Raw genomic sequence first — 21,331 nt, 5'->3', positions numbered from 1 at the left:
GTCTGCATGTGTGAACGACACTAACCAAGCCATCGCTCGAGTTTTTTATCAATGTATTGAGTGCGTATCGCATTGCGCATAACCTTGCCACTACTGGTTTTAAGTAGTTTTCCAGGCATCAATAAAACAATGTCGTGGGGAGTAATCTCATTGTTTAAAACCACTGCCTGTCGAATGATCGAGATAATTTCGTCCCCCTCGATTTTTTTTCTCCACTCTCTTCGCACTTCTTGAACGATAATCAGTTTATCCTCAGCATCTAGGAGTGTAAACACCGCGCACCCCGAACTCTCTAGGCTATGGTGAGCTGTCGAAACATTGTGCTCGATATCATGCGGGTAATAATTCTTACCGCGAATAATAACCATATCTTTTATTCGGCCCGTTACATATAACTCTCCTTGGTGAACAAATCCAAGGTCTCCGGTACGTAAATAAGGCGGTTGAATGGTCCCTGATAAATGATTTGCGAAGGTGCCTGCGGTGAGCGCTTCCTGGTTCCAGTAACCCCGCGCAATGTGGGGACCCGCTATCCAGATCTCTCCAATTTCGAAGGGTGCGCGGGCTTTTCGGGTTAGCGGATCAACAATTTCTATATGTGTTCCCGGCAACGCTTTACCCGAACCCACCAATGTTTGGCAGGAAGCGGTATCCGGCGGCAGAATCTTTCCATCACGCAGCGCCTGCCTGTCAACGTTCATTGTAATCGGGCCTTTTCCCTTGACGCCTCCTGACGCTTGTAACGTGCATTCGGCCAAGCCATAACAGGGATAAACAGCCTCTCTGCTGAAACCGAATCGCTGGAAAGCAGCCTGAAACTCACTCATGGTATCGTTACGAATTGGCTCGGCACCATTGAATGCGACTTGCCAAGTGCTCAGATCCAGTTCTATATCCGGTTCTCGCTCAAGGGCCTTAACACAGGCACCAAAAGCAAAATTTGGTCCACCGCTTGTATGTGCTTGATAAATAGATATTGCTTGAAGCCAGCGCAATGGCCAGCGCATGAATGTTACTGGCGACATCAGAACACTGGTTGCGCCGACAAACATCGGTTGAAAAATATTCCCGATGAGACCCTGGTCGTGATAATGCGGAACCCACCCTATGACGGTAGACGCTTCGTCATGACTGAACGCATCACGAATCATTGCCTGATTTGCAACAATATTTGCATGCGTCACCATGACGCCTTTAGGAGTGGATGTGGAGCCTGACGTATATTGAATAAACGCCAAGTCTTCAGCATCGACCGCCAAGTAGTCAGGGGGAAACGTAGACTGTTGACGCCCCCTCAAGTCGTCCATCTCAAGCCATGATAACGATTCTCGATGATCTTGATCCTGAAGAGAGCCGCTTAGTGCTTTGAGTGTAATAATCAGACGTGGGGAGCAGTCGTCGATAATGCCTTGCAGCGTGCGTTGTGAGCGTTTTTTGTTGGGTGGGCAGAGGGGTATAGCGACTACTCCTGCGTACAGGCAGCCAAAAAAAGCGATGATGAAATCTAATCCCGCCGGGAATATTAATAACGCTCTATCGCCACGCTGGGTTGTCTCTAACAGACGACCGGCAAACTGCCTCGCTTCAATTCTCAACTGTGCAAAGGTCAGCGTTTTTTCCGCCAACAATTTTTCAGAAAGAAAAATATAGGCCGGTTTTCCCGGGTAACGCTCGCTATGGCTGTCTAGGCAGTCGGTCATCATACGAAATTTTTGCATTCAACCCTCCTGGTGCTTTGTGCGCTCAGTGAGTGATGAATTATGTCGACCAGCCCTTGCGGCCGTGAAGAGTGGAAAAAGTGGTTGCCGCTCAACTCATGGAAACTGAAGTCCCCGGTCGTTCTCTCCTGCCACGCCATTAGTTCGTCAGAATCAACCACAGGATCATGGGTGGCATAGATGGCGCTGATTGGACATTTCAATGTGTGCATGGGATGGAATTGATAAGTTTCTACCAGAGCCAAATCACTACGGATGATCGGTATAAGTGTATTCAACAGTCGGCTGTTGGTACCGATTGCGTCAGGCACACCGCCATAAGCCATCAACTCATTCAGAAACGCCTGGTCCGATAGGTCATGGATCGGCGCCAGTCGTGCTGCCAACTGTGGTGCGCGTCTACCCGAAACAAATAAATGCTCCACTTGAACAGTATTGCAAATTGAAAGCTTACGGGCGACTTCATAAGCCAATACTGCACCCATGCTATGACCATACAACGCGAGTGGCTGGCTCTCATGACAGAGCTGTTCAGCGATATGAGCAGATAAGCTGTCGACATCAGTAAACGTGGCTCTTTGGGCAGGCCCATCGAAGCATTCTGGTTTGATTCTTTGAATGGTTTCCGAGAGACGGGATCCCCACCCGTTATAAGTCGCGTTACTGCCACCTGCGTGAGGAAAACAGATCAGAGAGATTTTGTGTTTGTGCATTTCACCTTATCCCGGGAGAGTCAGACAAACTGAACATCGAGAGACGACAAGCTTCGAACGATGAAACTGCCCGCCTGCCAAGTCGGTTTGCTGTGACGGCGTATCAAGCGAGGCCCTTCCAACAATCTGGAAAGTACCGCCTGCATCTGGCGCTCGGCTAACAATGCACCTAAGCAACCGTGCATACCGTAGCCAAATGCTAAATGCCCCTTTGTCTTACGCTCAATATCAAAGCGATCAGCAGCAGGAAAAACGCGATCATCCCTATTGGCCGAACCCAAACACAGCAGAATCTGATCCCCTGCCTTAATAATGTGCCCATCCAGGATCAACTCTTTTGTCGCGAAGCGTTTGGTATGTTGAAGAGGTGTCTCGAAACGCAAAACCTCTTGTACACAGCAGGGTATTAACTGCGGTCGCTTCTGGAGTAACCGGTATTGCTCAGGATGCTCCAGCAACGCGTTTATGCCGTTACCAATCAGGCTTTTGGTGGTTTCATTTCCGGCAACAAAGCACATGATGCAGACGAAGATCAGCTCCTCCTGAGTCAAGCGATCACCATCAATTTGTAGATCAAGCAGTTGACTGATCAAGTCTTGCCTTGGATTATTCTTACGTTCGGCAATGACACTGGAGAGATATTCCATATATTCATCAAGAACAGTACTGACTTTTTCAAAATCGTCCTTGATCATCAATCCAGGTTCTAACAGAAAGCGGATGGCATGAGTCCAGGCATCGATGGTCGAGTGCATTTCGGCAGGTAGCCCGATCCATTCACACATAACTCGTAGCGGCGTGGGTTGGGCCAGGCCGGAGATGATGTCCATACCTCCTTGCTGATAGGCGTCCCGCAGCAAGTCTTGGATAGTGTCTTCTATAGAGCGTTGCAACTGATCTATCGCCGACTGCGAAAACGCGATGTTCATCAATTTTCTCAAACGATGATGGTCGGGATTCTCGGTGAATACGATTGATTTGTAGGCCAGCCGCTGAAATGGTGCGTTATCGCGACCAAACTTAGCGGCTTGATTATCAACCAGTTTCGGAATAATGCTTGCATTGCAGCTACGATCACGCAGAACACTCATGACATCGGCATGTCGGGTGACGACCCACATACCCAAGACTTTGTGCAGAGGGTTCAGCTCCCGTAACTGGCGATAAATACCGTACGGTGTCTCACGAAATTCAGCGGAAAAAGGGTTGAAGCGGGGTAAATTCACTAATTTACCGGGTGTCAACATGTGATCCTGAGCACCATCAGACATCGTGAGGTTCCTTCCATCAGATTGATTATCGGATAGCTTGAAGTTGGAGTCTCAACAACTGAATTTTTCCGAACTGAAAACCGTAAGCCGACATTTTCAAGTAGCGTAGATAACGGGTAACGACTGCATCGCCGACACGTTCCGCAGCAACTGCTTTATTGGCGGACAACCGGCGATACCACTCTTCACACGTTTTCGCATAATCCAGCCGGCCATTGTCGACACGTTGAATTTCGAAGATCCCCTCCGCCGCTTGAGCTATTTCTGTCAACGTGGGCAGGTCCGCATTGGGAAATATTTCCTCGTTGAAAAAAGTGCTCGCTTGTTCTCTGGACATGGAACCATAAGCAATTGTTTGCAACGAAAGCCGCCCCCCAGGTTTCAACCAGTCTCGGCAGGCAGTGAAGAATCTTCGGTAGATTGCTATTTTCTCTTCAACACTATCTGAAGGAGAAGCGAAGTGCTCAAAGGCTCCAATGGAAATGATTCCATCAAATGGTGTTGCGGGGACGAACTCCTGCCAGTTTTTTACCTCTATGGCCACTTTCGAATATAACTGCCTTTGTATATAAGCCGCTTGCTGATCACTCAGCGTCAGTCCTACGGCGCGCTTGATGTTTGGCATATTCTCCAGCGCATCAAGCACGCCCCCCCATCCGCAGCCAATATCAAGCACCGATTGTAAATTTCCCGCATCAATGGCCTCAAGGTGATACGCGATTTTTTTTACTTGTGCATTCTCCAAGGTTTCACTACCGGCCCACACAGCGCAAGAGTAGGAAAGAGTAGGATCCAGCCACAACTCATAAAAGTCGTTACCCACATCATAATGATGGCGTATCGCTTTCGACTCTTCTTCCAGTCGATGCTCGGTTGTTAAAACACTCATTTTTCCGACTTCCTGTCTCCACCCATAATCAAACCAGTCACGGCCTTGATACTGGGATTATCGAACAGCTCTTCTGCTGAGATTTCCACGCCATATTTTTGTTCGATTTCGATTAACAAAGAAACTGCCAAGGAAGAGTCCAGCCCCAACTCACCGAAATCTTTATTTTCATCGATGCTGATTCCGGGAGTATTGAGAAGCTCGCCTATCTGGTCCTTACACCACTGGACTACGGTGTCTTTTTCTAACGAGACAGATTCATATGCAGACATGATTGAATTTTCCTTATTAGAGAGGTTGTACGTTTCTTTTTTTACGACTGATTCTTCGTTGCAATGTGGGGACTCGTAAATCCCATGCCACCCCCATCAAGCACAAGCCACGGATAAACCAGTAACCAGGATCGAATACTGACCATTGCAACCCAAATGAAGGAGACTCGGGGAATGCATGGTGATTGTTGTGCCATGACTCCCCGAAGGTGACTAAGCCAAATAAACCACCATTGCGGCTGTAATCTTTGGATTGATAAGGTCGAGTACCGAACCGATGAAGTAGGGAGTTGATGGACCAAATGATGTGACCCACGACGAACATGCGGATAGCCCCTCCCCAAAGGAAGCCGCTCAACGCGCCCCATAACGATTGGCTAAGCAGCCCGCCCAGTAACGCCGGCGCTAGCAGGCCAAGAAAGACCCACGTGTAGTAATGACGCGCCGTTTTGGCGATGAGTGGATCTCGAATCAAATCTGGAGCGTAATAGGCAGCGTTGGGGTAATCGTGCTCCTTCATCCACATGAAGTGTGAGTGCGCCAGCCCCTTGATGAGGCCTGCCAATCCGGAGCCATGCAGATTGGGTGAGTGCGGGTCGCCTGGTTGATCACTCAACTCGTGGTGACGCCGATGCATGGCCACCCAAGACAGTAGAGCCCCCTGCCCGGCCATGGAACCCAGTATCGTTAAGGCAACACCAACTGATGGCTTGGCCTTAAACGAGCGGTGAGTAAAGTATCGATGATAGCCCACACTGACGCCGATCCCAGTCAGAGCCCAAAAGGCAATGAACAAACCAACATCTAGTGCGCTCACGGGTATGTAAAATGCCAACAACCCCGCAAGAACAACGCCAAATACAGGAAGAATATCAAACAACAGGAAATGCTTACGTTGAAGTCGATGAAAGTACGGACTACTTATCGCCTTGCGTTTCAGATCTTTACGCTCGGCTTTATCTTGGGGAATTTGATCTACTTCGGGTGAGCGCGCAGCACTGTCCATCGTCAATCACTCCGTGACATATCGTTAATTGCGCTAATCGTGGCACTAATTATTGTGTTGGATAATAATCGCGGTCCGTGCTTCAGCTAACCACTAGAAAAGAAGCGCTGGCTCGAACCACTCGCTCATCTCCAACGCTAATATAACTGTTAGCAAAAACCAATCGGCTTCCGGTTTTTTGAATATCCACCACGGCTTCCAACCAATCGTCGATCTTAGCGGACCCGGCGAAATCAGCTGTCAGTGTGGTAGTCACGAGTTTAAGAGGTGGATCTTTCGAGAAGGCAGCGCTATAGCCCAAGGCAATATCAGCCAGCGCCATGAACAACCCTCCGTGGGCGAGTCCACGCGCATTGGTGTGTCTCTCCTCTACCCGAATCCCAATGGTAAAACCTTCAGAATTCTCCCGATAGTAGAAGGGACCCAGAAGATCAAGAAAAGGGCTACTTCGAAATAACGGCTTGAAATCTTGTGGAATATCCATATCACACCCCTTTATTATTTTAATAAACACGAAGAGCTTTGGGAGTTTCAGGTATATATCAACTCATCACAGCGCGTCAGACAAAAACTGCTTGATGGTCGAGTTGACGATTTGGGCGTGAGTCATGCTGACCGAATGTACGGCGTCAGGAACCACTAAGAATCGACTGTGAACAAGCCCTCTGCTCAGTTGCTTAGCCTGCTCAATACTGATCGCACTGTCGTCGCTGCCCCAGATCACTAGTGCCGGCATCTGCAACTTACTCAACGCAGGAACAAGATCATCGCGCTCTACCAGAGCCTTAAAATTCAAACCTAATGTGCTGTTGTCGATGGCGTGCCATTTTTTGATCCAGGGTGCAGCTAATTCCTTGTCGGCGCCCAAAATAAATCCCGACACACTTTGTGCAATTTCATCAGTCAGGGAGTTTTCAAGCCATGCACTCAGGAGATGTGAGTACACGACTATCTGGTTTTCATCTTCCACGCCAGCTTGCGTAGCGATCAGAACCAATGCTTGAACCTTTTCTGGGTAACGCAGTGCGGCCCGCAGACTGACGTAGCCACCTTGCGACATACCCAGTAAAACGGCCTGATCTATATTAAGGTGGGCCAGAAGAGCAGACAGGTCGTCTGCACTATCCCAGAGACTGAATGGCTCACTGACGAAGGCAGCCTGTCCATGCCCTCGTTGGTCCCATGTGATGACTCGATAGTACTCACGTAATGCGCAGACCTGAGCGTCGAACATGCTTTGGTCCATGAATAGACCATGAGAAAGTATTATTGCCACCTCCCCGACCAGCGTATCTGTAAAGCTGATCAGCCTTCCATTAATCAATGCAGTAGTCATTTTATCTTCCATGATCTTAGGCAATGGCAGTGAGAGTAGATTAGGAATCGTCCTTGTCAAATTTGTTGGCTATCCTCATTTGTCACGAGTCGAGGACCCGAATTTTAGACTGAATCGCCCCCAGTTCCGCAGGCATGCCCTTCCGTATGATTCTGGCCAACTCAATTCTTGCCAGCGGCCACCGGCAGCTATCGGCCCAGAGTGTGTAAAAACGCCAAGGGGTTCACTTTTAGGTTCTTCACCTGCCGGAAATCTATAAGCCTCGTGTCTGCGCACTCATACCGTCTTGACGTTAACAGCTGCGCCGATAGTGCCTCCGGAAACAGATACGATGTAGTCGGCCGCTCTTTGGCAGAGGGTGGCGTGCGATGAACGGATTACGAGGGTAAGAGGCATGAGCGAGAGCGGGTCAATGTCGATACGTTCTCCTGATGTGCCGCGAAGCGACAATGTCAGTTCCGTCCATTGGCGATCATCTGAACCTGCGCAGTCACCGTCAGAGTCAACATCACATCCGGTTCCCCATAGATGTTCAGCAATGCAATAGAAGGCCGGCAATGGTCTTTCTGGCGTGATTTGAATGGAATAGCAAGTAGACATGATTTGTTGGCCGCGCCTATCTGTCAGGAGGAGAAAGGGTATCTCGGAGCCTGAGGCTGAGCAATCAGAGTCGCTGCCCCCAGACCGCCTATATATCGGCATCCATTGGTGTCTGCGATTGCCCCGGCGTATGTAGAAACGACACCGTGATCCCTTGCTATGATTACTGAGGATTTTATCGCGGGGATTGCTATGAAGCGCTTTATCCAAGGTGAACACCGAGGCCAAGGCACCTTACTTCCCGAAAGCCTCGACGACTACGTCAGCGATACCAATCCGGTACGCGTAGTTGATGTTTTCGTCGACGAACTCAACTTGGTCAATCTAGGTTTTGAAGGTGCCATTCCAGCCGATACTGGACGGCCGGCTTACCACCCCGCGATCCTGCTAAAGATCTACATTTACGGCTATCTCAACCGCATTCAGTCGAGCCGGCGGCTGGAACGAGAAGCTCAACGCAACGTCGAGCTGATGTGGTTGACCGGGCGTTTGATGCCGAATTTCAAGACCATCGCCAACTTCCGAAAAGACAACAGCAAGGCCATCCGAGGCGTCTGTCGCCAGTTCGTTATGCTGTGTCAGCAGTTGGGACTGTTTGGAGAACATCTGGTCGCCATTGATGGCAGTAAATTCAAAGCAGTCAACAACCGCGACCGCAATTTCACCAACGCCAAATTGAAGCGGCGCATGGAAGAAATTGAATCGAGTATCAACCGTTACCTGGTGGCACTCGATGCTGCCGATCGGCAAGAACCCACAGCTTCCGAGCCCAGTGCCGTGCGGCTGGAAGAGAAAATCGCCAAGCTCAAAACTCAAATGAAGGAGCTTCAAGCGATCGAAATCCAGCTCAATGAATCGCCGGATAAACTGGTCTCACTGACCGATCCAGACGCCCGTTCCATGATAACGCGCGGCACAGGAATCGTCGGCTACAACGTGCAGACCGCGGTCGATACTCAGCACCATTTGATCGTTGCACATGAGGTGACCAATGTCGGTTCCGACCGCGATCAACTAAGCTCGATGGCCAAGCAGGCCCGCGAGGCGATAGCCTCAGAAACGTTGTCGGTGGTGGCGGACCGAGGTTATTTCAAAAAGCGAACAAATCCTGGCTTGTCACGATGCTGGCATCACCGCCTATGTGCCCAAACCGATGACTTCTGGAGCCAAGGCTGACGGGCGTTTCAATAACGATGCCTTCGTCTATGACACGGCAAAAAACGAATACATTTGCCCGGCTGGGGAGGCGCTGATCTGGCACTACTCCTACGTTGAAAAAGGCCTGAAGTTGCATCGTTACTGGAGTTCGAAATGCCAGGGCTGCGCGTTGAAATTGCAATGCACACCGAGCACGGAACGACGAGTTCGACGCTGGGAGCACGAAGCCGTATTGGAGGAGATGCAGCTTCGGCTGAGCAAAGCACCAGAGATGATGCGAGTCCGAAAACGGACGGTTGAGCATCCCTTCGGGACGCTCAAGCAATGGATGGGTGCGACGCACTTCCTGACCCGAAAGCTGGCCGGGGTGAGCGCGGAGATGAGCTTGAATGTGCTCGCCTACAACTTGAAGCGGGTCATGAAAATTCTCGGTATCAGCAGTTTAATGAAGGCACTTTCGGCCTGAAGAGGTCTTTATTTTGAACACCCAGCAAGGTAGAAGCGACGCAGGGGGCTCCCAGGCCCAAGTGATGATCCGCAGGACTTGTTGTGAGCAATTACTCAGCTAACAGCCGTCGGCGCTTCGAGCCGACAGTGTACAAATGCGTTTTTACACACTCTGGGCCGATTGCGGCCGTTCGTGAAACGCATCAATTGGCTACTGGCTGAACATCCCGGTGCGAATGCTCACGTGCCTGATTACGCGGCATCGGAGTAAAATTGACTCAACGTAACGGCTCGCCCTCTTTGTGTCGTAGGTGCGTGCAAACCCCATCACCCGTTCAGGAAGTTTGGCTCGCATGATCCCCGTTGCACTGCCCTCCGCCGAACTACTGCTTTACCTTGCCTTTTTCGTCGCCACGACGCTTTTCTGGTTCGGGTGGACGATAAGGCTGGGGGTTCGATATATCAAAGGTCGCTGGCGCCGCCCTCTCCTCCTGCCTTACATGCTTGTCACCGCGTGTGCGCTTTTTACCCTGTGGCAGTCCGCGGCTTTTTATGTGCAGATGCGCAGCTATGAACGGAAGAGAGAGGCAAGTTATCGCCCGGAACTAGTAGAGCCGATGCGCCTTGGCCAGATCGACATGCCCAAAGGCACAAAACTCGAATTAGCCGTTGCGGATCATCGGGAATCCTTCAAACGAGCCGTGTTTCCAAGCCCTGTGCGCATGCTCGATATGGATGCCGTCGAAGTAGCCCGCTACATCGCGATTCAAACCAACGAAAAATACGAAACGGTGGGCTTCACGCCAGAGAACATGCGGCTAACCGGCCACGGCACGACAATGCAGATCGGCTGGCGGTGCAATGCGCTGCAACCGGTGGAGTTTGAGCTCAAGCCAGATGGCGGCGTATCGAGGTTCAGCACCTGTACGCTTGCTGATGGCAATGTAGTCGATGGCATCACCTTGCCCGAAGGCACCTCGCTCCGGGCTTCGACCGGCAATGTCTATGCCGATGGGTTTGTAGACTCTGACCGGTGGGTTCTCGATATGCCGGAAGGCGTACCCGTGCGTATCGATAATTTCGAGCTTGCGGATGCCAGTATTGCGCTCGACGCAGAGCGAAGGCTCTATGAAGTCAGAGTTGCGGTGCTTTCGAGCGTTGCCACACTCGCAGGGCGCCGTTATGCGGCGGCAAGCGCTATCCGCTTCAATCCGCTCCATATCCGGGAAGACTATGCGGGTGCCTGGTTGATAACCCCACCGCCGGGCGCCGACGGCTCACAGCCGGTAGCGCCTAAGACCATCGTGCAGCGCAGAGACGGAAAGGTGTTGGCCACACTTACTGACTAAACGCGCGATCGTTTGAGTGAATGGTTGGCCCAGCATGTGCCGGTCACCTTGCCGGGGGTGCCGAAAGGCAGAGCCGACAGCAACAGGTGCAAACCACTTGGTCCTTCTTCACTGCGAGGGCTGGTTGGCCCTGAGCAGGTGCGCCAGTTTTCCCGCAGCGCTTTTTACCTGGGCGCGGGTGAGCGCGGCAAAGCCCAAGACAAACGCTGGTCCTGGTTGAAGGTTGTGACAAGAATAGCGAAGCGGTTGCAGCTGCAGCCCGACCTGTTTCGCTGCTTCGACTAGCTGGTTTTCGTTTTGGTCTGTAGTCAGCCAGAGAATCAAATGAAAACCCGCGTGTTTACCGCTAAGGGAAACCGGGGACAGACCACGATTTTGGCTCACCTGTAATCGGACTGTCTCATATCGTGGTCTGTCCCCGTTTCCTCTCGTTAATCTGTAACCTGCGGGCAAGGGTTAAATACCTCGGTTACGTCGAGTGTTGTATGCCACGGGACGGCAGTGCCTGACACCATTCCGCCTACGGTTTGCTGTCGACCCGACTTGCGCACATATCCGCCATCCGTCCCAGTGAAGACGTGCTGCCCTGGCTTCGTCAGATAATCAAAGAAACTGACTTTCACAGGCACATTCATTTGTCCACCCGGAGTAATGACGGCGAGCATGATCGCTCGGTCTTTGGTGAATACAACGAACGGTTCGACTCCAGTGCGGCCACCAACCGTCTTCACGCACTGCACTTGTTCTGGGAGGATGCGTGCGGTTTCAGTGTAGGTGTGGTTGTTGTAGAGGCTGAGGATCAGGCCTTTGCTGGTCAACACTCCCAGGCCTTGAGTGGCTCTGCAGTTGCCTTCGCTTCCATATGGGAACAAGCACCAGTTCGTTTCCGACACGGCTTGAATATCCGATGGTGCAATTTTCAGATCGCGCTGGATTTGGGCTTTTGATTCCGGCGTGTCGTAAGGGATCATCACGCATCCTCCGACTGTCACTGCTGCGATAAGGCCTATGGCCGCAGCTACGTTTTGAACTGACGATTTGAAGGTGTTCATCGTTCGCTCCCCTTGCTGTATTACCACCACTGGAAGGCTGTGGCGATTTTGGTAGCGAACCTTACGGCATGGGCGGCTACCAGTCATCCTCGTGCATATAGCTGCATCGGTAGATGACTTGACTGGACGCTTACATTACGGTGGCGAAATCGTGGATCAATATTTCGGAAATGCCGAACCTCACCTTCTGTTCAGATATTGGTGCCAGGCAGATCCAGATCAGGTCTTTTCGCATATCAAGGCCGGAAAAGAGCCACCATCACGTTTTTAGGATTGGCGGTGGACATTTCTTTCGATCAATGCGGTTCAGATGACTGCTATGGGTCGAATGCTGCCCCTCCTGACAGCCAAACGCGGTAATTTGCGCGCCAGTATCATTCGACACTAGGTTGAAATACATCCCCACCCCCATCGTCAGCGCGGGTTAGCGGATAACCAGGCAAGAGGCACCGACCGCTGTCGCACGACGTAATTGCGACATGACGTTCCCCGCCGTAATCACCGTTGTAGGCGACATTGGGCAGCTGCTGGTGGCCAGCGCCTCTGCGACCCAGGCATTGCAGGTATAAAACAGCGAATAGCTACCCTCGGACCGATAGAATCGGCTGTCTCCATACAGGCCAGGCCCGAGCACCGTCAAAGTGCCCGTCGCTGAGTGGGTGAAGGTCCCGGCCACGAACGCGAGCAGTCGCCGGTAGCCGTCCTCCGTCACCCGCACCTCAATGACCTCGCTTACGGCGAAACGCCGCCTGGGGTCCCCGTCAATCTTGACCGCATGCAGCACGGTTGCCGTCGACCCGAACAAGGCTCGCAGGGCGAGGCTCAACGTGGCGTGTGGGGCTCGGTAAAAGTCCTCGTCACCCCACCCGAACTCAACGAAGTCGCCGTCGCCGAAGTCTTCGGCCAGTGCGGGAAGCACCTGAAGTAGATCGGGGCGCGCAATTGCCAGCCCGGTATGCAGTCCATGATTCACCACATAGAAGGACCGCCAATCGCCACCCTCACCCCTCGGCGGGTCCGACGCGGTAGCGCAGCCGAACAGTGTCAGGATCAGGGCCAGCACTACAATGCGCATGCACAAGGGTTTGGAGGCTCACTAACGAACGTGGAAGACCCCCGCAGGGGCGGGTGCTGTATAGAAGCATAGAAGCTGGCTCGCACCATCAAGCAGGCGTTCATGGACAATCGCGGCAGGCAGCCATCGGCCAATTGCCGATATTAAAAAAGGGGAACAAATTTATTTTCAGGAAATAAATCTGTTCCCCTTTTTGTCTGTCCGGTGGAATGAGGTAATACGCCAAACGACTCTCAAATTCCAAGCCCAGCATTCAAGGCTTTGGGACATTCGCCAACGCTCTCGCTGGCGAGTTGCCCGACAATTACTAATTGTCACCACCGTCAGCGCAGGGATTGTGGATTTCGAGCACGTCAATCATTTCAGTGGTACTTACGGTAGACAGACCGACAGGAATGACAGTTATCTTTTTGATTTTTTCACCGGTCGGACGCTGAAAGTTCACTTCCGGCCCGCTGTAGCTGTGCTGACCCTTGCTATGAAGATAATTAAACATGTTGGCTTTGAAGCGCGTATTGATCTCATCCCGATCTGCTTTCAGAGGGCCCAGCATATAAGCCGCATTGGCAGCGAACGCAAAAAAATACCCGTCGGCATATGCTCCGCCAGGTACAGCTGAGCAGATCACCTCCCCAGATTTGATAATACGTGCTAGCACATACTTACCTTCGACAACATGGGCCATCACTAAGCCGTCCGGAGTAACAATGCCAATGCCCTTCTCCGGCTTACATCCCGGAGCGCTGCCGTAGGGGTGAACGCACCAGTTCATTCTTGAGGAGTCTATGATTGTAGCCAGATGCAGGTCCTGCTTCATCTGCTGCTTAGCTTCAGGTGTGTCATGAGCGATGCCTGCACAGGCGCTTATAAGTAGAGCGGTTGCTGCCATAAGTGAGATGCGAAGCATGGTCTTTCCTTCGGTTAATCTTGAGCCATGTAGGTCCTTCAGTTCGGATGATGCCATAAGCTGATCGTGCGCTGACGCCGGCACGGAGCAAAGTCCTGAACTCATTTATCCATCTGACTTATATCTTCCAGTACGGAAGTAGTTCCTATTAATAGGATGCAGTGGATCCGCATCGCTCTTGTTCTCATAGTCATCCGACGGGCCGCCGAAAATCGGTCGAAGCCCTTCGCGCTAGGCAGCTATCGGACAGAACCGATCGGTCCTGAAGGAGAAAACAGCATTAACCGCGCAGCTTAATCATTCAGTGGCTAACCCCCGCCCAGACCGAGGACAGCCACAGAAGATGCGTTATAGATGACTTATTTGATTATTGTCCAGCCTTTGCTGTTTACATCATTCGCTTCCTTTTCGGTCATGCAGCTCAAGACCTGCATACGTTTCATGCTTAGCAGTTTTTGAGGCGTAATGCTTTGTCCGTAAATGTTCCCAAGTTTTGCACTGTTCGCCAGCGCTTCTTCAAAGTGCTTTTGAGCTTGCATTTCACAGCCATCGATATCCGCTTTGAAGCCGGTGGCTTTTGTCGGCAGCGGCATTCCCGGCTTATCGAAGCGAGTGTCTTCGTAACGCAGCTGTGCGTAGTCGATATTGGCAGATACGGAAGTCGGAGTCGTCGGAGTGGAGCAACCTGTAAGGGTCGTAATCAGAACAGCTGCCAAACAGGTGAACGATAGATAGCGTTGCATAGAGCCTCCTTGGAAAAATCTCCATCATCAAGAACGGTGATAGCTGAATCATTAAGTCGGCAGCTGTGGCGCGTTCTTGAGTGTGGCCCGTGTGAGAGGCACGCCTTCGCGACATCTCGGCCGACGAGAGCTGCCGCCCACTAACGGATGATCCGACTCACCGTGTTCAGCTGGCTCGCCAAATAAGGGAAGCTGTTGAGAACATAAAATTCGGGCAACCCCCGATTTCCTTCCTAGCAGTAGTCAAAGCCCATTCGTTTTTTTCGCAACGAGCAAGCCCATTCAGTAGCCAGCGTTCAAATTCGATTACCGCGCTCAATCAATGCCCTCGTTTGTTTCTGCGTTCGATAATAAGCTGGATTACCGCTGCGATGCGCCACAAGGCGAGACAGTGCGCCGGGAGAGTCTTGTTTTTTCGGTGGCCGCTTTTGGCCGAAAGCCGCCGGTCGTGATCGGCAGCTATCGACCCAAAGTAATCTGTCGTGGAGGGCTGTTCTAGGCTCCGAGCGGTCAGCCGACAGACCTTTGAAATAAATCCATCCCCTTTCACGCGGTAATGATGCGCAGGTCTTGTTGGGAGCGATTACTCAGCTAGCAACCGTCAGCGCTGCGCGCCGACAGTGCATCCGCACGTTTTTACACGCTCTGGGCCGAAAGCGGCCCCAAAAATGTCCCAAGGCGAGTATCTAACCACGCCAATCGGGCCGTCATGTGAGCAGCGCTAGAGGTTTCAGGCACTTGCTAACTGGAGGTAATCGCAAACAGATTTTTACACAAATAGGCGTCCTCTCTTTGGATGAAATCTTCGGGGCTTTCATTGCAAGAATAAGCTTCGAAAACGTGATTGATAATTTTTTTCGCTTGTTCCGTAGTAAGGACGCGAATGTCTATCAGGTCAAGAAGAGCATCGGCTATCTCGTTTAAACTAATGCAGTACTCTTCAGCGGCAACCATAAGTAGTGCCCGTATCTCACCATGTTTACTATCTGAATTTACATCGTTTTTGAGAAATTCAAGTGGCTGTTCCAAGATCTCAAAGGGGTAAAATTTTTGATACCTGTCGCAGTATTCTATAAGAATCCGCCTAACCTTCACGCCATCAGGTTTTGTAGAGCTAGCCCCTAACAGCGCATTGATTTTCGTATTAGCTATCCAGTTTTTCATCGCGAAATTTACCTTGCTTAGCGCTTATTTAAGGGGCATCGACTGGCAGCTCTTGGCCGAAAGTTGCCGGGTCAGGGGTTGACCAACATCCCTGATGTGGGTGGCATGGGCGTCTTCTGTTCGCATGAAGCCGCAGCGCAGGTAAAACGCATCGCTGCAGAAGTATCGGTAGAAAGACGCACCTTCTGAAAGTGAAGAGCGGCGTGTGCAACCAACGCCTTTACCAGCGCGTGACCGACGTGTTGATTTCTTGCCGCAGGTGCCACGTACACTCGCCGTAGCCTTGCGGTATTGGTCTGATTAAAGGGATCAACTGATAGCCCTCCGATTCCTATCAATTGCTGGTTCGAATACGTGTCAGTACCGATGCAAAACTGACCCACCCTACCGGTTGAAAACTGACCCACTTGGGCAAAATGCAGCTTTTGCGAGCTGCCCATGCTGTCCAAGGAGCAACACGTGGAAATCAGTGTTCTTGTTCGTCAGGGTTTATCTATTCGAGCTATTGCTCGGCAGATGGGCTGCTCACGCAATACCATTCGACGCCACCTCAAACTACAAGCCCAGCGCCAACCCGTGGTCTACGGCCCGCGCGCGGAGCGCGTGGGCAAGCTTGCGCCTTTCGAGGCCTTTCTGCGTCAGCGCGTAGAAGCAGCTCGGCCGCACTGGATCCCTGCGATTGTTCTGCTCAGGGAGATCCGAGAGCAGGGCTACACGGGCGGTTACTCCATTCTCACCAGCTTTCTGCTGACCTTTAAATCCAAGGTTGACGAGCCCGTTGTGCGCTTTGAAACAGAACCTGGCGAACAGATGCAGGCAGATTTCACGATCATTCGACGTGGCCGCGATCCGTTGCTGGCATTTGTCGCAACGCTGGGTTGGAGTCGCGCCACTTACGTTGTTTTCTCGCGACGGGAAGACTCCGCAGCTTGGTGCGCTGGCATTGAAAAAGCCCTGCATTTCTTCGGCGGCACGCCACGCAAAGTGTTGTTCGACAACGCCAAGACCATCATCCAAGAGCGCGATGTCTATGGCCCTGGCGAGCACCGTTGGAATCCGGCTCTGTTGAGCTTGGCAGAACGCTATGGCTTTACGCCAAAGGTCTGCCGGCCCTATCGAGCGCAAACCAAGGGCAAGGTTGAGCGCTTCAACCACTACCTGAAAAACAGTTTCGTCGTGCCGCTGGCAGCGACACTTAATCAGGTTGGTTTGGTGCTGGATGTCGAAGTCGCGAACAGCAAAATCGGCCCTTGGCTGATCGATATCGCCAATGCCCGAACTCACGCTACGACCGGTGAAATCCCTCAGCATCGCCTGGATAAAGAGGTGCGCTATTTGCTGCCGCTGCCAGCGCTTCAAGGCGTTCCGAGCGCTCTGATACAAGCCATTCAGCCCATACCGGTGGAGAGCCTGCAACATCCACTGTCGGTCTACCAAGCCCTGCTTGAGGTGCGAGCATGAGCCTTCAACACCTGCGCATTGAAGCGCTCTGTCAACAGTTCAAACTTGATACCTTCGCCACGGACTGGCCCGCTCTGGCGCAGCGAGCAGCCGAAAAAGAAACGAGTTACGCCGACTTCCTGGAACAACTTCTGTTGGGTGAAGATCGCGCCAGAAACGAACGGCGACGACAGACACTGCTGCACTTGTCCGGGCTGCCGGCTGTAAAAACCGTTGAGCAATACGACTTCAAATTCGCCAGCGGAGCGCCGCAAAGTCAGATCCTTGAACTGGCCGGACTGGCCTTTATCGAGCGTAAGGAAAACGTGGTGCTGCTGGGGCCGTCCGGCGTTGGCAAAACGCACTTGGCCAGCGCGCTAGCTCACCGGGCGATCATGGCGGGCATCTCGACAAAGTTCATCACCGCCGCCGATCTGACATTGCAACTGGTCGCCGCGCATCACCAAGGGCGCTTGGCTCAGTATTTCAGTCGAGTGGTGCAGCGCTCGAAATTGCTGGTGATCGATGAAATAGGCTACCTGCCTTTTGGCCGTGACGAAGCAAATCTGTTCTTCAACGTCATCGCCAAACGCTACGAACATGGCAGCATCGTGCTGACCAGCAATTTGCCGTTTAGCCAGTGGGCAATGACCTTTGCGGATGACTCGACACTGACCGCCGCGCTATTGGATCGGCTTCTGCATCATGCGCATATCGTTCAGGTCAGCGGGCAAAGTTACCGGTTGAAGGACAAGCTGAAATCTGGCCAGGTGGTACCGCGAGAGACGGCTTCGCCGAAGCTATAAACAGACTTTAAATACCGCCGGGGTGGGTCAGTTTTACTTCGGTAGGGTGGGTCAGTTTTCAACCGGTGTTGACAGCATTCGGCGGCCTGTTGGAGAGCATGTCGGATCGAATAGCCGAACTGGACGACACCCACCCAGAGTTGCGGGCGCCGATTGAGCAATACCTGCGACACCTACAATCCCAATACGAGCAAGTCTCAGCTATGGCTGGTGCCGAAATGACAAAACACATTGGTGAAGGCTCAGGTTTGTCAGGAGTGAATACCTATCGGGCTGGCGTGGGGATTGGGCCGAAGGAACTCAACAACGTTAAACCACCCCGGGCCATCGAGAAGATATGGCAGATCTATCAAGATCTTGATGGCTATCGTGGCCAAGGCTATTCGATCGAAAACTTTCTAGGCATCGCTGGTAGCCCGCTTTACAACCGTGAGATGCACATCCCCGAGAAGGTCACTGCCATGTATAACCTCCTCAATGTCATCGGCTATCGGACTGACAGTAAGCTCAACCGTGAACATCGACATATCGCAGCTATCAGCGACGCTGCTCATGCTGCAATCGCTTCTCGCAGCAATTGCCTGCTGAGCGCAGATGAGGTATTCGTAGACAAAGTGCGCGCCATCTATGAGTACCTTGGAGTGACCGCCGAAGTAGGGCTTGTAACGCTGGTCGATGGCAAGATCCTTGTCAGAAGCCAGGACTAGTCGAAGGTAACAGGCGGCCAAGACCGCAATCAGGCCAGCATTGCATCGCCCGCTTCAACACCCTAAATCAGCAGCAAACCTGAGCCCACGCAACGGTGGGCTGAGCACGTCGACGGTAATGCTTGCAGCAGTGCACCGAAAAGTATCCTGTGGCATTTACAGTAGAACGGGACTTCCCGACCGGGCCGTTGGATGGCCGACCGTTCCATATGACCACCGAGATACAAGCAGAGTCTATTGATGAGCAGCCCACCGTCGATGCACAGCCAGCTAGGTGTCGTAACAAACCCGTGTAAAGAGCTGTGCCGGTCATATTGCTCGCGCAGCCAGCGACCTAGCCCCTCTTCTCCCATGATATCAAGCGCTAAGCTGTACAGCTTACGCTCATGGCTCCAGCTATCCATTGTCCCGGTTGACCTCAAGTAATTTTCGGAATCCAGCGCACCGGCTTCGAATGCCAGTATCATTTCCATACCCCCTCAGCCTTACGGACATGCATCGAGATGCTGATCGAACTCGACCTGAACATGAATCACTCCGAGTCACTTCTGCGCCACTGTGCTGACTTTCGGCCGGCGTCTGGGGACTGCAAAGAGGACTCCCGACTCGCTGACGCTTTGTCAGCCCTGGCTTTTGCGATCAAAGACTCTATGAACGCGGAGCGCTCAATCGTTGAGCCGGTGGAAGCGATTGATCCCAAGTTGCTGGGCGCAGCGATTGGCCTGTTTCAAGACAAAGCACTGGCGATTGGCTGGTTGACCAGGCCAATGCGGGGGTTAGGTGGCAAGCGCCCGCTGGATGTCCATATTGAGGAAGCCCTCGCACTCGTCGCGCGCTTAGAACATGGTATTGTTGCCTAAGCGTTGGTGGACAATGCCCTCTTTGTTTCCCTCGGCTATGTTTAGCCGGCGATACACCTTCCACTGCTTGCCCAGAGCTCGATGGCGCTCCTCCATGATCAGAACAGTACCGGGGAAATAACGCTCACCAAGCATTAGGCGGCGTCGGTTAAGCAAGTGCTCTGCAACAGAGGATTTAGGGCAGCCCACCAATGGCACTTTTGCAGGATGGGCGCTCCACCAAGCCAGACTGCTGTCGCGGATGCCCCGGCTCGTCCGGAGAGCGCGTCTTCTTTAGGTTCGTTCTGGAAATTCCTAGGTGCACGACCGCAGTAATTACTGATGCTGTGAGCTCATTCCCCGTTCTAGGCTCCCGGCGCTTAGCGCGCACATCTGGACGTCTGCGCGCTCCGCTTACCTTTCAGAACTCCATGCACGGTGCTCACGACCCAGAGCTTGGTAACAACAACTCCCCAGAGGCTGCCGCATTGGGGTCTTACGCAACCCCACTTTAGATAATCAGTCCCAGGGGCGTTCCATTAACGCGGATCTGAAAAGCAGGATCATGAATGAATCGCGCGGCGAGCACCGTGACGATCTCTTTGATGTCTGGCAGCTTACGGGTGACCGATACAGACAGTCGGGTGCCGGAGCCTTCACGTTCGGAAAACTCCTCTGAGCGCACTACAAGGGGGCTGGGCCCAGACCCAGTGCCCACCACGAAGTTGCTGAGCTTGCCGTCACGCCAAGTTTCAACCTGATACTGACACCAAAGCAAAGCAGCTCATGTCGCCCCACCCCGTTGCGCCCGTAAGCTTTCCTGCCCTTGGAGCTCCTGCCTTTGGGAAACTCAACCTTGAAACTCTGGTGCTTGAGCCGGTTATACCGCAGGGTCATCCAGCGCTTGCTGAACTGCTTAGCCGTCATCCCATGGCCATCGTCAACAACGGTCAGTGTGCCGCCGAGCTCGGTGGGGAGAAACAGATTGACTTTGCTCGCGCCTGCATCCCAGGCATTTGCCACGAGCTCGGTCAGAGCCACTTGGGGCAAATGCGCAACCGGGCCCAGTTCACGGAGAAGGTAATCTTCCTCAAACAGCGAAAGGTGACGGGTTTATTCAGACATCAATCCCTCCATGGAGTAGTGTTTTCAGACAAATTGCCCGGGCAAAGATGGTCTCAATCCTACCTCAAGGGCCCGTCCAGCAGAATCGCGAGTTAACCCCGTCCCTCTACCATCTTGTTGGGTCGCGCGCCTTCGGGTCGACCCGAGGGGTTGGGCTATGCCACGATCAGGTACCTTACTATTGGAGTGACGATCACATGGCTTTCAGCGATGACGGCGGCGGATTCGCTTTCGAGTGCACTGGCGCAAAGATGTCTATCGGCGCTTCAACATGGGCTACGCGCTTGAGCCAGATTAGCCAAGCCACCGGTGAGATTTTGATTCTCACCCGCAGCTTGCCTGACACTGAATATATAACCAGGATCCTAGACAAGCGCCCTCGCGACATCTGGATCGTCGCGCATGCTGATTTTGTTGCGCAGGCGAAGGCTTTGAAAGCAGCCAGGCCGTGGCTGCACATCGCTGTACATCGTGAAATAGGTGCAAAAGCGGTTCTAGTGGCTCCTGAAACCCTCTGGCTTTCAAGCAGTGATTTTGGCAAGGCCGGCAAGCTTGAGTCAGCAATCGGTTTTCACTCGGCACAGCTGTACTCAAGAACGCGCGGACAGCTTTTCGAGAAGGCATGGGCAGAAAGCCAAGAACTGTAGATCGAAGCCGATGCGGTGACCCGGGTGCCGCACCGTTGGCGAGAGCAGGCAGTTCGAGGCAGCTGAA

At 52.5% G+C, this 21,331-nt stretch carries 20 protein-coding genes and 2 pseudogenes; 7 read left to right on the top strand and 15 right to left on the bottom strand.

The window, feature by feature from the left end; genetic code table 11:
- Positions 1–20: 20 nt before the first annotated feature.
- From DOCECA_RS09360 to DOCECA_RS09325, 8 genes are all read right to left on the bottom strand, one after another.
- Complete coding sequence (locus DOCECA_RS09360; RefSeq protein ID WP_445571835.1) at positions 21–1,718, bottom strand: fatty acyl-AMP ligase; 1,698 nt, start codon at positions 1,716–1,718, stop codon at positions 21–23.
- On the bottom strand, positions 1,700–2,431 hold the full coding sequence (locus DOCECA_RS09355) for a thioesterase II family protein (protein WP_445571834.1): 732 nt from the start codon (positions 2,429–2,431) through the stop codon (positions 1,700–1,702). Before DOCECA_RS09355 ends, DOCECA_RS09360 begins: the two co-directional genes overlap by 19 nt.
- A 20-nt stretch (positions 2,432–2,451) precedes the next feature.
- Positions 2,452–3,702, bottom strand: a complete 1,251-nt coding sequence (locus DOCECA_RS09350) for a cytochrome P450 (RefSeq protein WP_445571833.1) — start codon at positions 3,700–3,702, stop codon at positions 2,452–2,454.
- 25 nt (positions 3,703–3,727) lie between these two features.
- On the bottom strand, positions 3,728–4,591 hold the full coding sequence (locus DOCECA_RS09345; protein ID WP_445571832.1) for a class I SAM-dependent methyltransferase: 864 nt from the start codon (positions 4,589–4,591) through the stop codon (positions 3,728–3,730).
- Entirely contained in the window at positions 4,588–4,863 is a 276-nt protein-coding gene (locus tag DOCECA_RS09340) for an acyl carrier protein (protein ID WP_445571831.1), read from the bottom strand. Before DOCECA_RS09340 ends, DOCECA_RS09345 begins: the two co-directional genes overlap by 4 nt.
- A 16-nt stretch (positions 4,864–4,879) precedes the next feature.
- A complete protein-coding gene (locus tag DOCECA_RS09335; RefSeq protein ID WP_445571830.1) occupies positions 4,880–5,869 on the bottom strand; it encodes an acyl-CoA desaturase in 990 nt (329 codons plus the stop codon).
- A gap of 82 nt (positions 5,870–5,951) precedes the next feature.
- Positions 5,952–6,353 (bottom strand): PaaI family thioesterase, encoded by a 402-nt coding sequence (locus DOCECA_RS09330; RefSeq protein WP_445571829.1) that lies wholly within the window; start codon positions 6,351–6,353, stop codon positions 5,952–5,954.
- A 66-nt stretch (positions 6,354–6,419) separates the two neighbouring features.
- Positions 6,420–7,205, bottom strand: a complete 786-nt coding sequence (locus DOCECA_RS09325) for an alpha/beta fold hydrolase (RefSeq protein WP_445571828.1) — start codon at positions 7,203–7,205, stop codon at positions 6,420–6,422.
- Between the two features lie 792 nt (positions 7,206–7,997).
- Between DOCECA_RS09325 and DOCECA_RS09320 the strand changes: the two are divergent.
- Both DOCECA_RS09320 and DOCECA_RS09315 read left to right on the top strand, forming a co-directional pair.
- Positions 7,998–9,429, top strand: a pseudogene (locus tag DOCECA_RS09320) (IS1182 family transposase).
- 334 nt (positions 9,430–9,763) lie between these two features.
- Positions 9,764–10,759 carry a hypothetical protein gene (locus DOCECA_RS09315; protein WP_445571827.1) on the top strand — a complete coding sequence of 332 codons (996 nt, stop codon included), beginning with the start codon at positions 9,764–9,766 and terminating at the stop codon, positions 10,757–10,759.
- A gap of 431 nt (positions 10,760–11,190) precedes the next feature.
- Here DOCECA_RS09315 and DOCECA_RS09310 read toward each other — a convergent pair whose 3' ends face one another.
- The 6 genes and pseudogenes from DOCECA_RS09310 to DOCECA_RS09285 all read right to left on the bottom strand — a co-directional run.
- A complete protein-coding gene (locus DOCECA_RS09310) occupies positions 11,191–11,811 on the bottom strand; it encodes a hypothetical protein (protein ID WP_420763594.1) in 621 nt (206 codons plus the stop codon).
- Between the two features lie 424 nt (positions 11,812–12,235).
- Positions 12,236–12,874 (bottom strand): DUF2459 domain-containing protein, encoded by a 639-nt coding sequence (locus DOCECA_RS09305; RefSeq protein WP_445571826.1) that lies wholly within the window; start codon positions 12,872–12,874, stop codon positions 12,236–12,238.
- A gap of 319 nt (positions 12,875–13,193) precedes the next feature.
- Positions 13,194–13,793 carry a hypothetical protein gene (locus DOCECA_RS09300; RefSeq protein ID WP_434647988.1) on the bottom strand — a complete coding sequence of 200 codons (600 nt, stop codon included), beginning with the start codon at positions 13,791–13,793 and terminating at the stop codon, positions 13,194–13,196.
- A 359-nt stretch (positions 13,794–14,152) separates the two neighbouring features.
- The gene (locus DOCECA_RS09295) at positions 14,153–14,536 is read right to left on the bottom strand and encodes a hypothetical protein (RefSeq protein ID WP_434559377.1); all 384 of its coding nucleotides are present in this window, start codon (positions 14,534–14,536) and stop codon (positions 14,153–14,155) included.
- Between the two features lie 741 nt (positions 14,537–15,277).
- Positions 15,278–15,700 (bottom strand): hypothetical protein, encoded by a 423-nt coding sequence (locus DOCECA_RS09290; RefSeq protein ID WP_445571825.1) that lies wholly within the window; start codon positions 15,698–15,700, stop codon positions 15,278–15,280.
- A 24-nt stretch (positions 15,701–15,724) separates the two neighbouring features.
- Positions 15,725–16,053 (bottom strand): annotated as a pseudogene (locus DOCECA_RS09285) (GNAT family N-acetyltransferase); the annotation flags it as partial.
- A gap of 85 nt (positions 16,054–16,138) precedes the next feature.
- On the opposite strand from DOCECA_RS09285, the gene istA reads away from it, so the two are divergent.
- The 4 genes from istA (at position 16,139) to DOCECA_RS09265 (ending at position 19,513) form a co-directional block, all read left to right on the top strand.
- A complete protein-coding gene (gene istA / locus DOCECA_RS09280; protein WP_445571824.1) occupies positions 16,139–17,161 on the top strand; it encodes an IS21 family transposase in 1,023 nt (340 codons plus the stop codon).
- Positions 17,158–17,946 carry an IS21-like element helper ATPase IstB gene (gene istB / locus DOCECA_RS09275; protein WP_445571823.1) on the top strand — a complete coding sequence of 263 codons (789 nt, stop codon included), beginning with the start codon at positions 17,158–17,160 and terminating at the stop codon, positions 17,944–17,946. Before istA ends, istB begins: the two co-directional genes overlap by 4 nt.
- 65 nt (positions 17,947–18,011) lie before the next feature.
- Positions 18,012–18,653, top strand: coding sequence for a hypothetical protein (locus DOCECA_RS09270; protein ID WP_445571822.1), 642 nt, complete (start codon positions 18,012–18,014; stop codon positions 18,651–18,653).
- 503 nt (positions 18,654–19,156) lie between these two features.
- Positions 19,157–19,513, top strand: a complete 357-nt coding sequence (locus tag DOCECA_RS09265) for an antitoxin Xre/MbcA/ParS toxin-binding domain-containing protein (RefSeq protein WP_445571821.1) — start codon at positions 19,157–19,159, stop codon at positions 19,511–19,513.
- 663 nt (positions 19,514–20,176) lie between these two features.
- Here DOCECA_RS09265 and DOCECA_RS09260 read toward each other — a convergent pair.
- Entirely contained in the window at positions 20,177–20,515 is a 339-nt protein-coding gene (locus DOCECA_RS09260; protein ID WP_445571820.1) for an ATP-binding protein, read from the bottom strand.
- Between the two features lie 299 nt (positions 20,516–20,814).
- Here DOCECA_RS09260 and DOCECA_RS09255 point away from each other — a divergent pair, with 299 nt between their 5' ends.
- Entirely contained in the window at positions 20,815–21,264 is a 450-nt protein-coding gene (locus DOCECA_RS09255; RefSeq protein WP_445571819.1) for a hypothetical protein, read from the top strand.
- The last annotated feature ends 67 nt before the right edge of the window (positions 21,265–21,331 follow it).

The sequence above is a fragment of the Pseudomonas sp. E102 genome, from assembly GCF_052660185.1.
Note: the sequence above shows the minus strand (reverse complement) of the source record. Positions and strands in the feature narration are given on the sequence as shown.

What these genes read in the sequence shown, in the direction of transcription:
- DOCECA_RS09360 (WP_445571835.1), bottom strand. Translation starts at nt 1,718, where the DNA reads ATGCAAAAATTTCGTATGATGACCGACTGCCTAGACAGCCATAGCGAG.
- DOCECA_RS09355 (WP_445571834.1), bottom strand. Translation starts at nt 2,431, where the DNA reads ATGCACAAACACAAAATCTCTCTGATCTGTTTTCCTCACGCAGGTGGC.
- DOCECA_RS09350 (WP_445571833.1), bottom strand. Translation starts at nt 3,702, where the DNA reads ATGTCTGATGGTGCTCAGGATCACATGTTGACACCCGGTAAATTAGTG.
- DOCECA_RS09345 (WP_445571832.1), bottom strand. Translation starts at nt 4,591, where the DNA reads ATGAGTGTTTTAACAACCGAGCATCGACTGGAAGAAGAGTCGAAAGCG.
- DOCECA_RS09340 (WP_445571831.1), bottom strand. Translation starts at nt 4,863, where the DNA reads ATGTCTGCATATGAATCTGTCTCGTTAGAAAAAGACACCGTAGTCCAG.
- DOCECA_RS09335 (WP_445571830.1), bottom strand. Translation starts at nt 5,869, where the DNA reads ATGGACAGTGCTGCGCGCTCACCCGAAGTAGATCAAATTCCCCAAGAT.
- DOCECA_RS09330 (WP_445571829.1), bottom strand. Translation starts at nt 6,353, where the DNA reads ATGGATATTCCACAAGATTTCAAGCCGTTATTTCGAAGTAGCCCTTTT.
- DOCECA_RS09325 (WP_445571828.1), bottom strand. Translation starts at nt 7,205, where the DNA reads ATGACTACTGCATTGATTAATGGAAGGCTGATCAGCTTTACAGATACG.
- DOCECA_RS09315 (WP_445571827.1), top strand. Translation starts at nt 9,764, where the DNA reads ATGATCCCCGTTGCACTGCCCTCCGCCGAACTACTGCTTTACCTTGCC.
- DOCECA_RS09310 (WP_420763594.1), bottom strand. Translation starts at nt 11,811, where the DNA reads ATGAACACCTTCAAATCGTCAGTTCAAAACGTAGCTGCGGCCATAGGC.
- DOCECA_RS09300 (WP_434647988.1), bottom strand. Translation starts at nt 13,793, where the DNA reads ATGCTTCGCATCTCACTTATGGCAGCAACCGCTCTACTTATAAGCGCC.
- DOCECA_RS09295 (WP_434559377.1), bottom strand. Translation starts at nt 14,536, where the DNA reads ATGCAACGCTATCTATCGTTCACCTGTTTGGCAGCTGTTCTGATTACG.
- DOCECA_RS09290 (WP_445571825.1), bottom strand. Translation starts at nt 15,700, where the DNA reads ATGAAAAACTGGATAGCTAATACGAAAATCAATGCGCTGTTAGGGGCT.
- istA (WP_445571824.1), top strand. Translation starts at nt 16,139, where the DNA reads ATGCTGTCCAAGGAGCAACACGTGGAAATCAGTGTTCTTGTTCGTCAG.
- istB (WP_445571823.1), top strand. Translation starts at nt 17,158, where the DNA reads ATGAGCCTTCAACACCTGCGCATTGAAGCGCTCTGTCAACAGTTCAAA.
- DOCECA_RS09265 (WP_445571821.1), top strand. Translation starts at nt 19,157, where the DNA reads ATGCTGATCGAACTCGACCTGAACATGAATCACTCCGAGTCACTTCTG.
- DOCECA_RS09255 (WP_445571819.1), top strand. Translation starts at nt 20,815, where the DNA reads ATGGCTTTCAGCGATGACGGCGGCGGATTCGCTTTCGAGTGCACTGGC.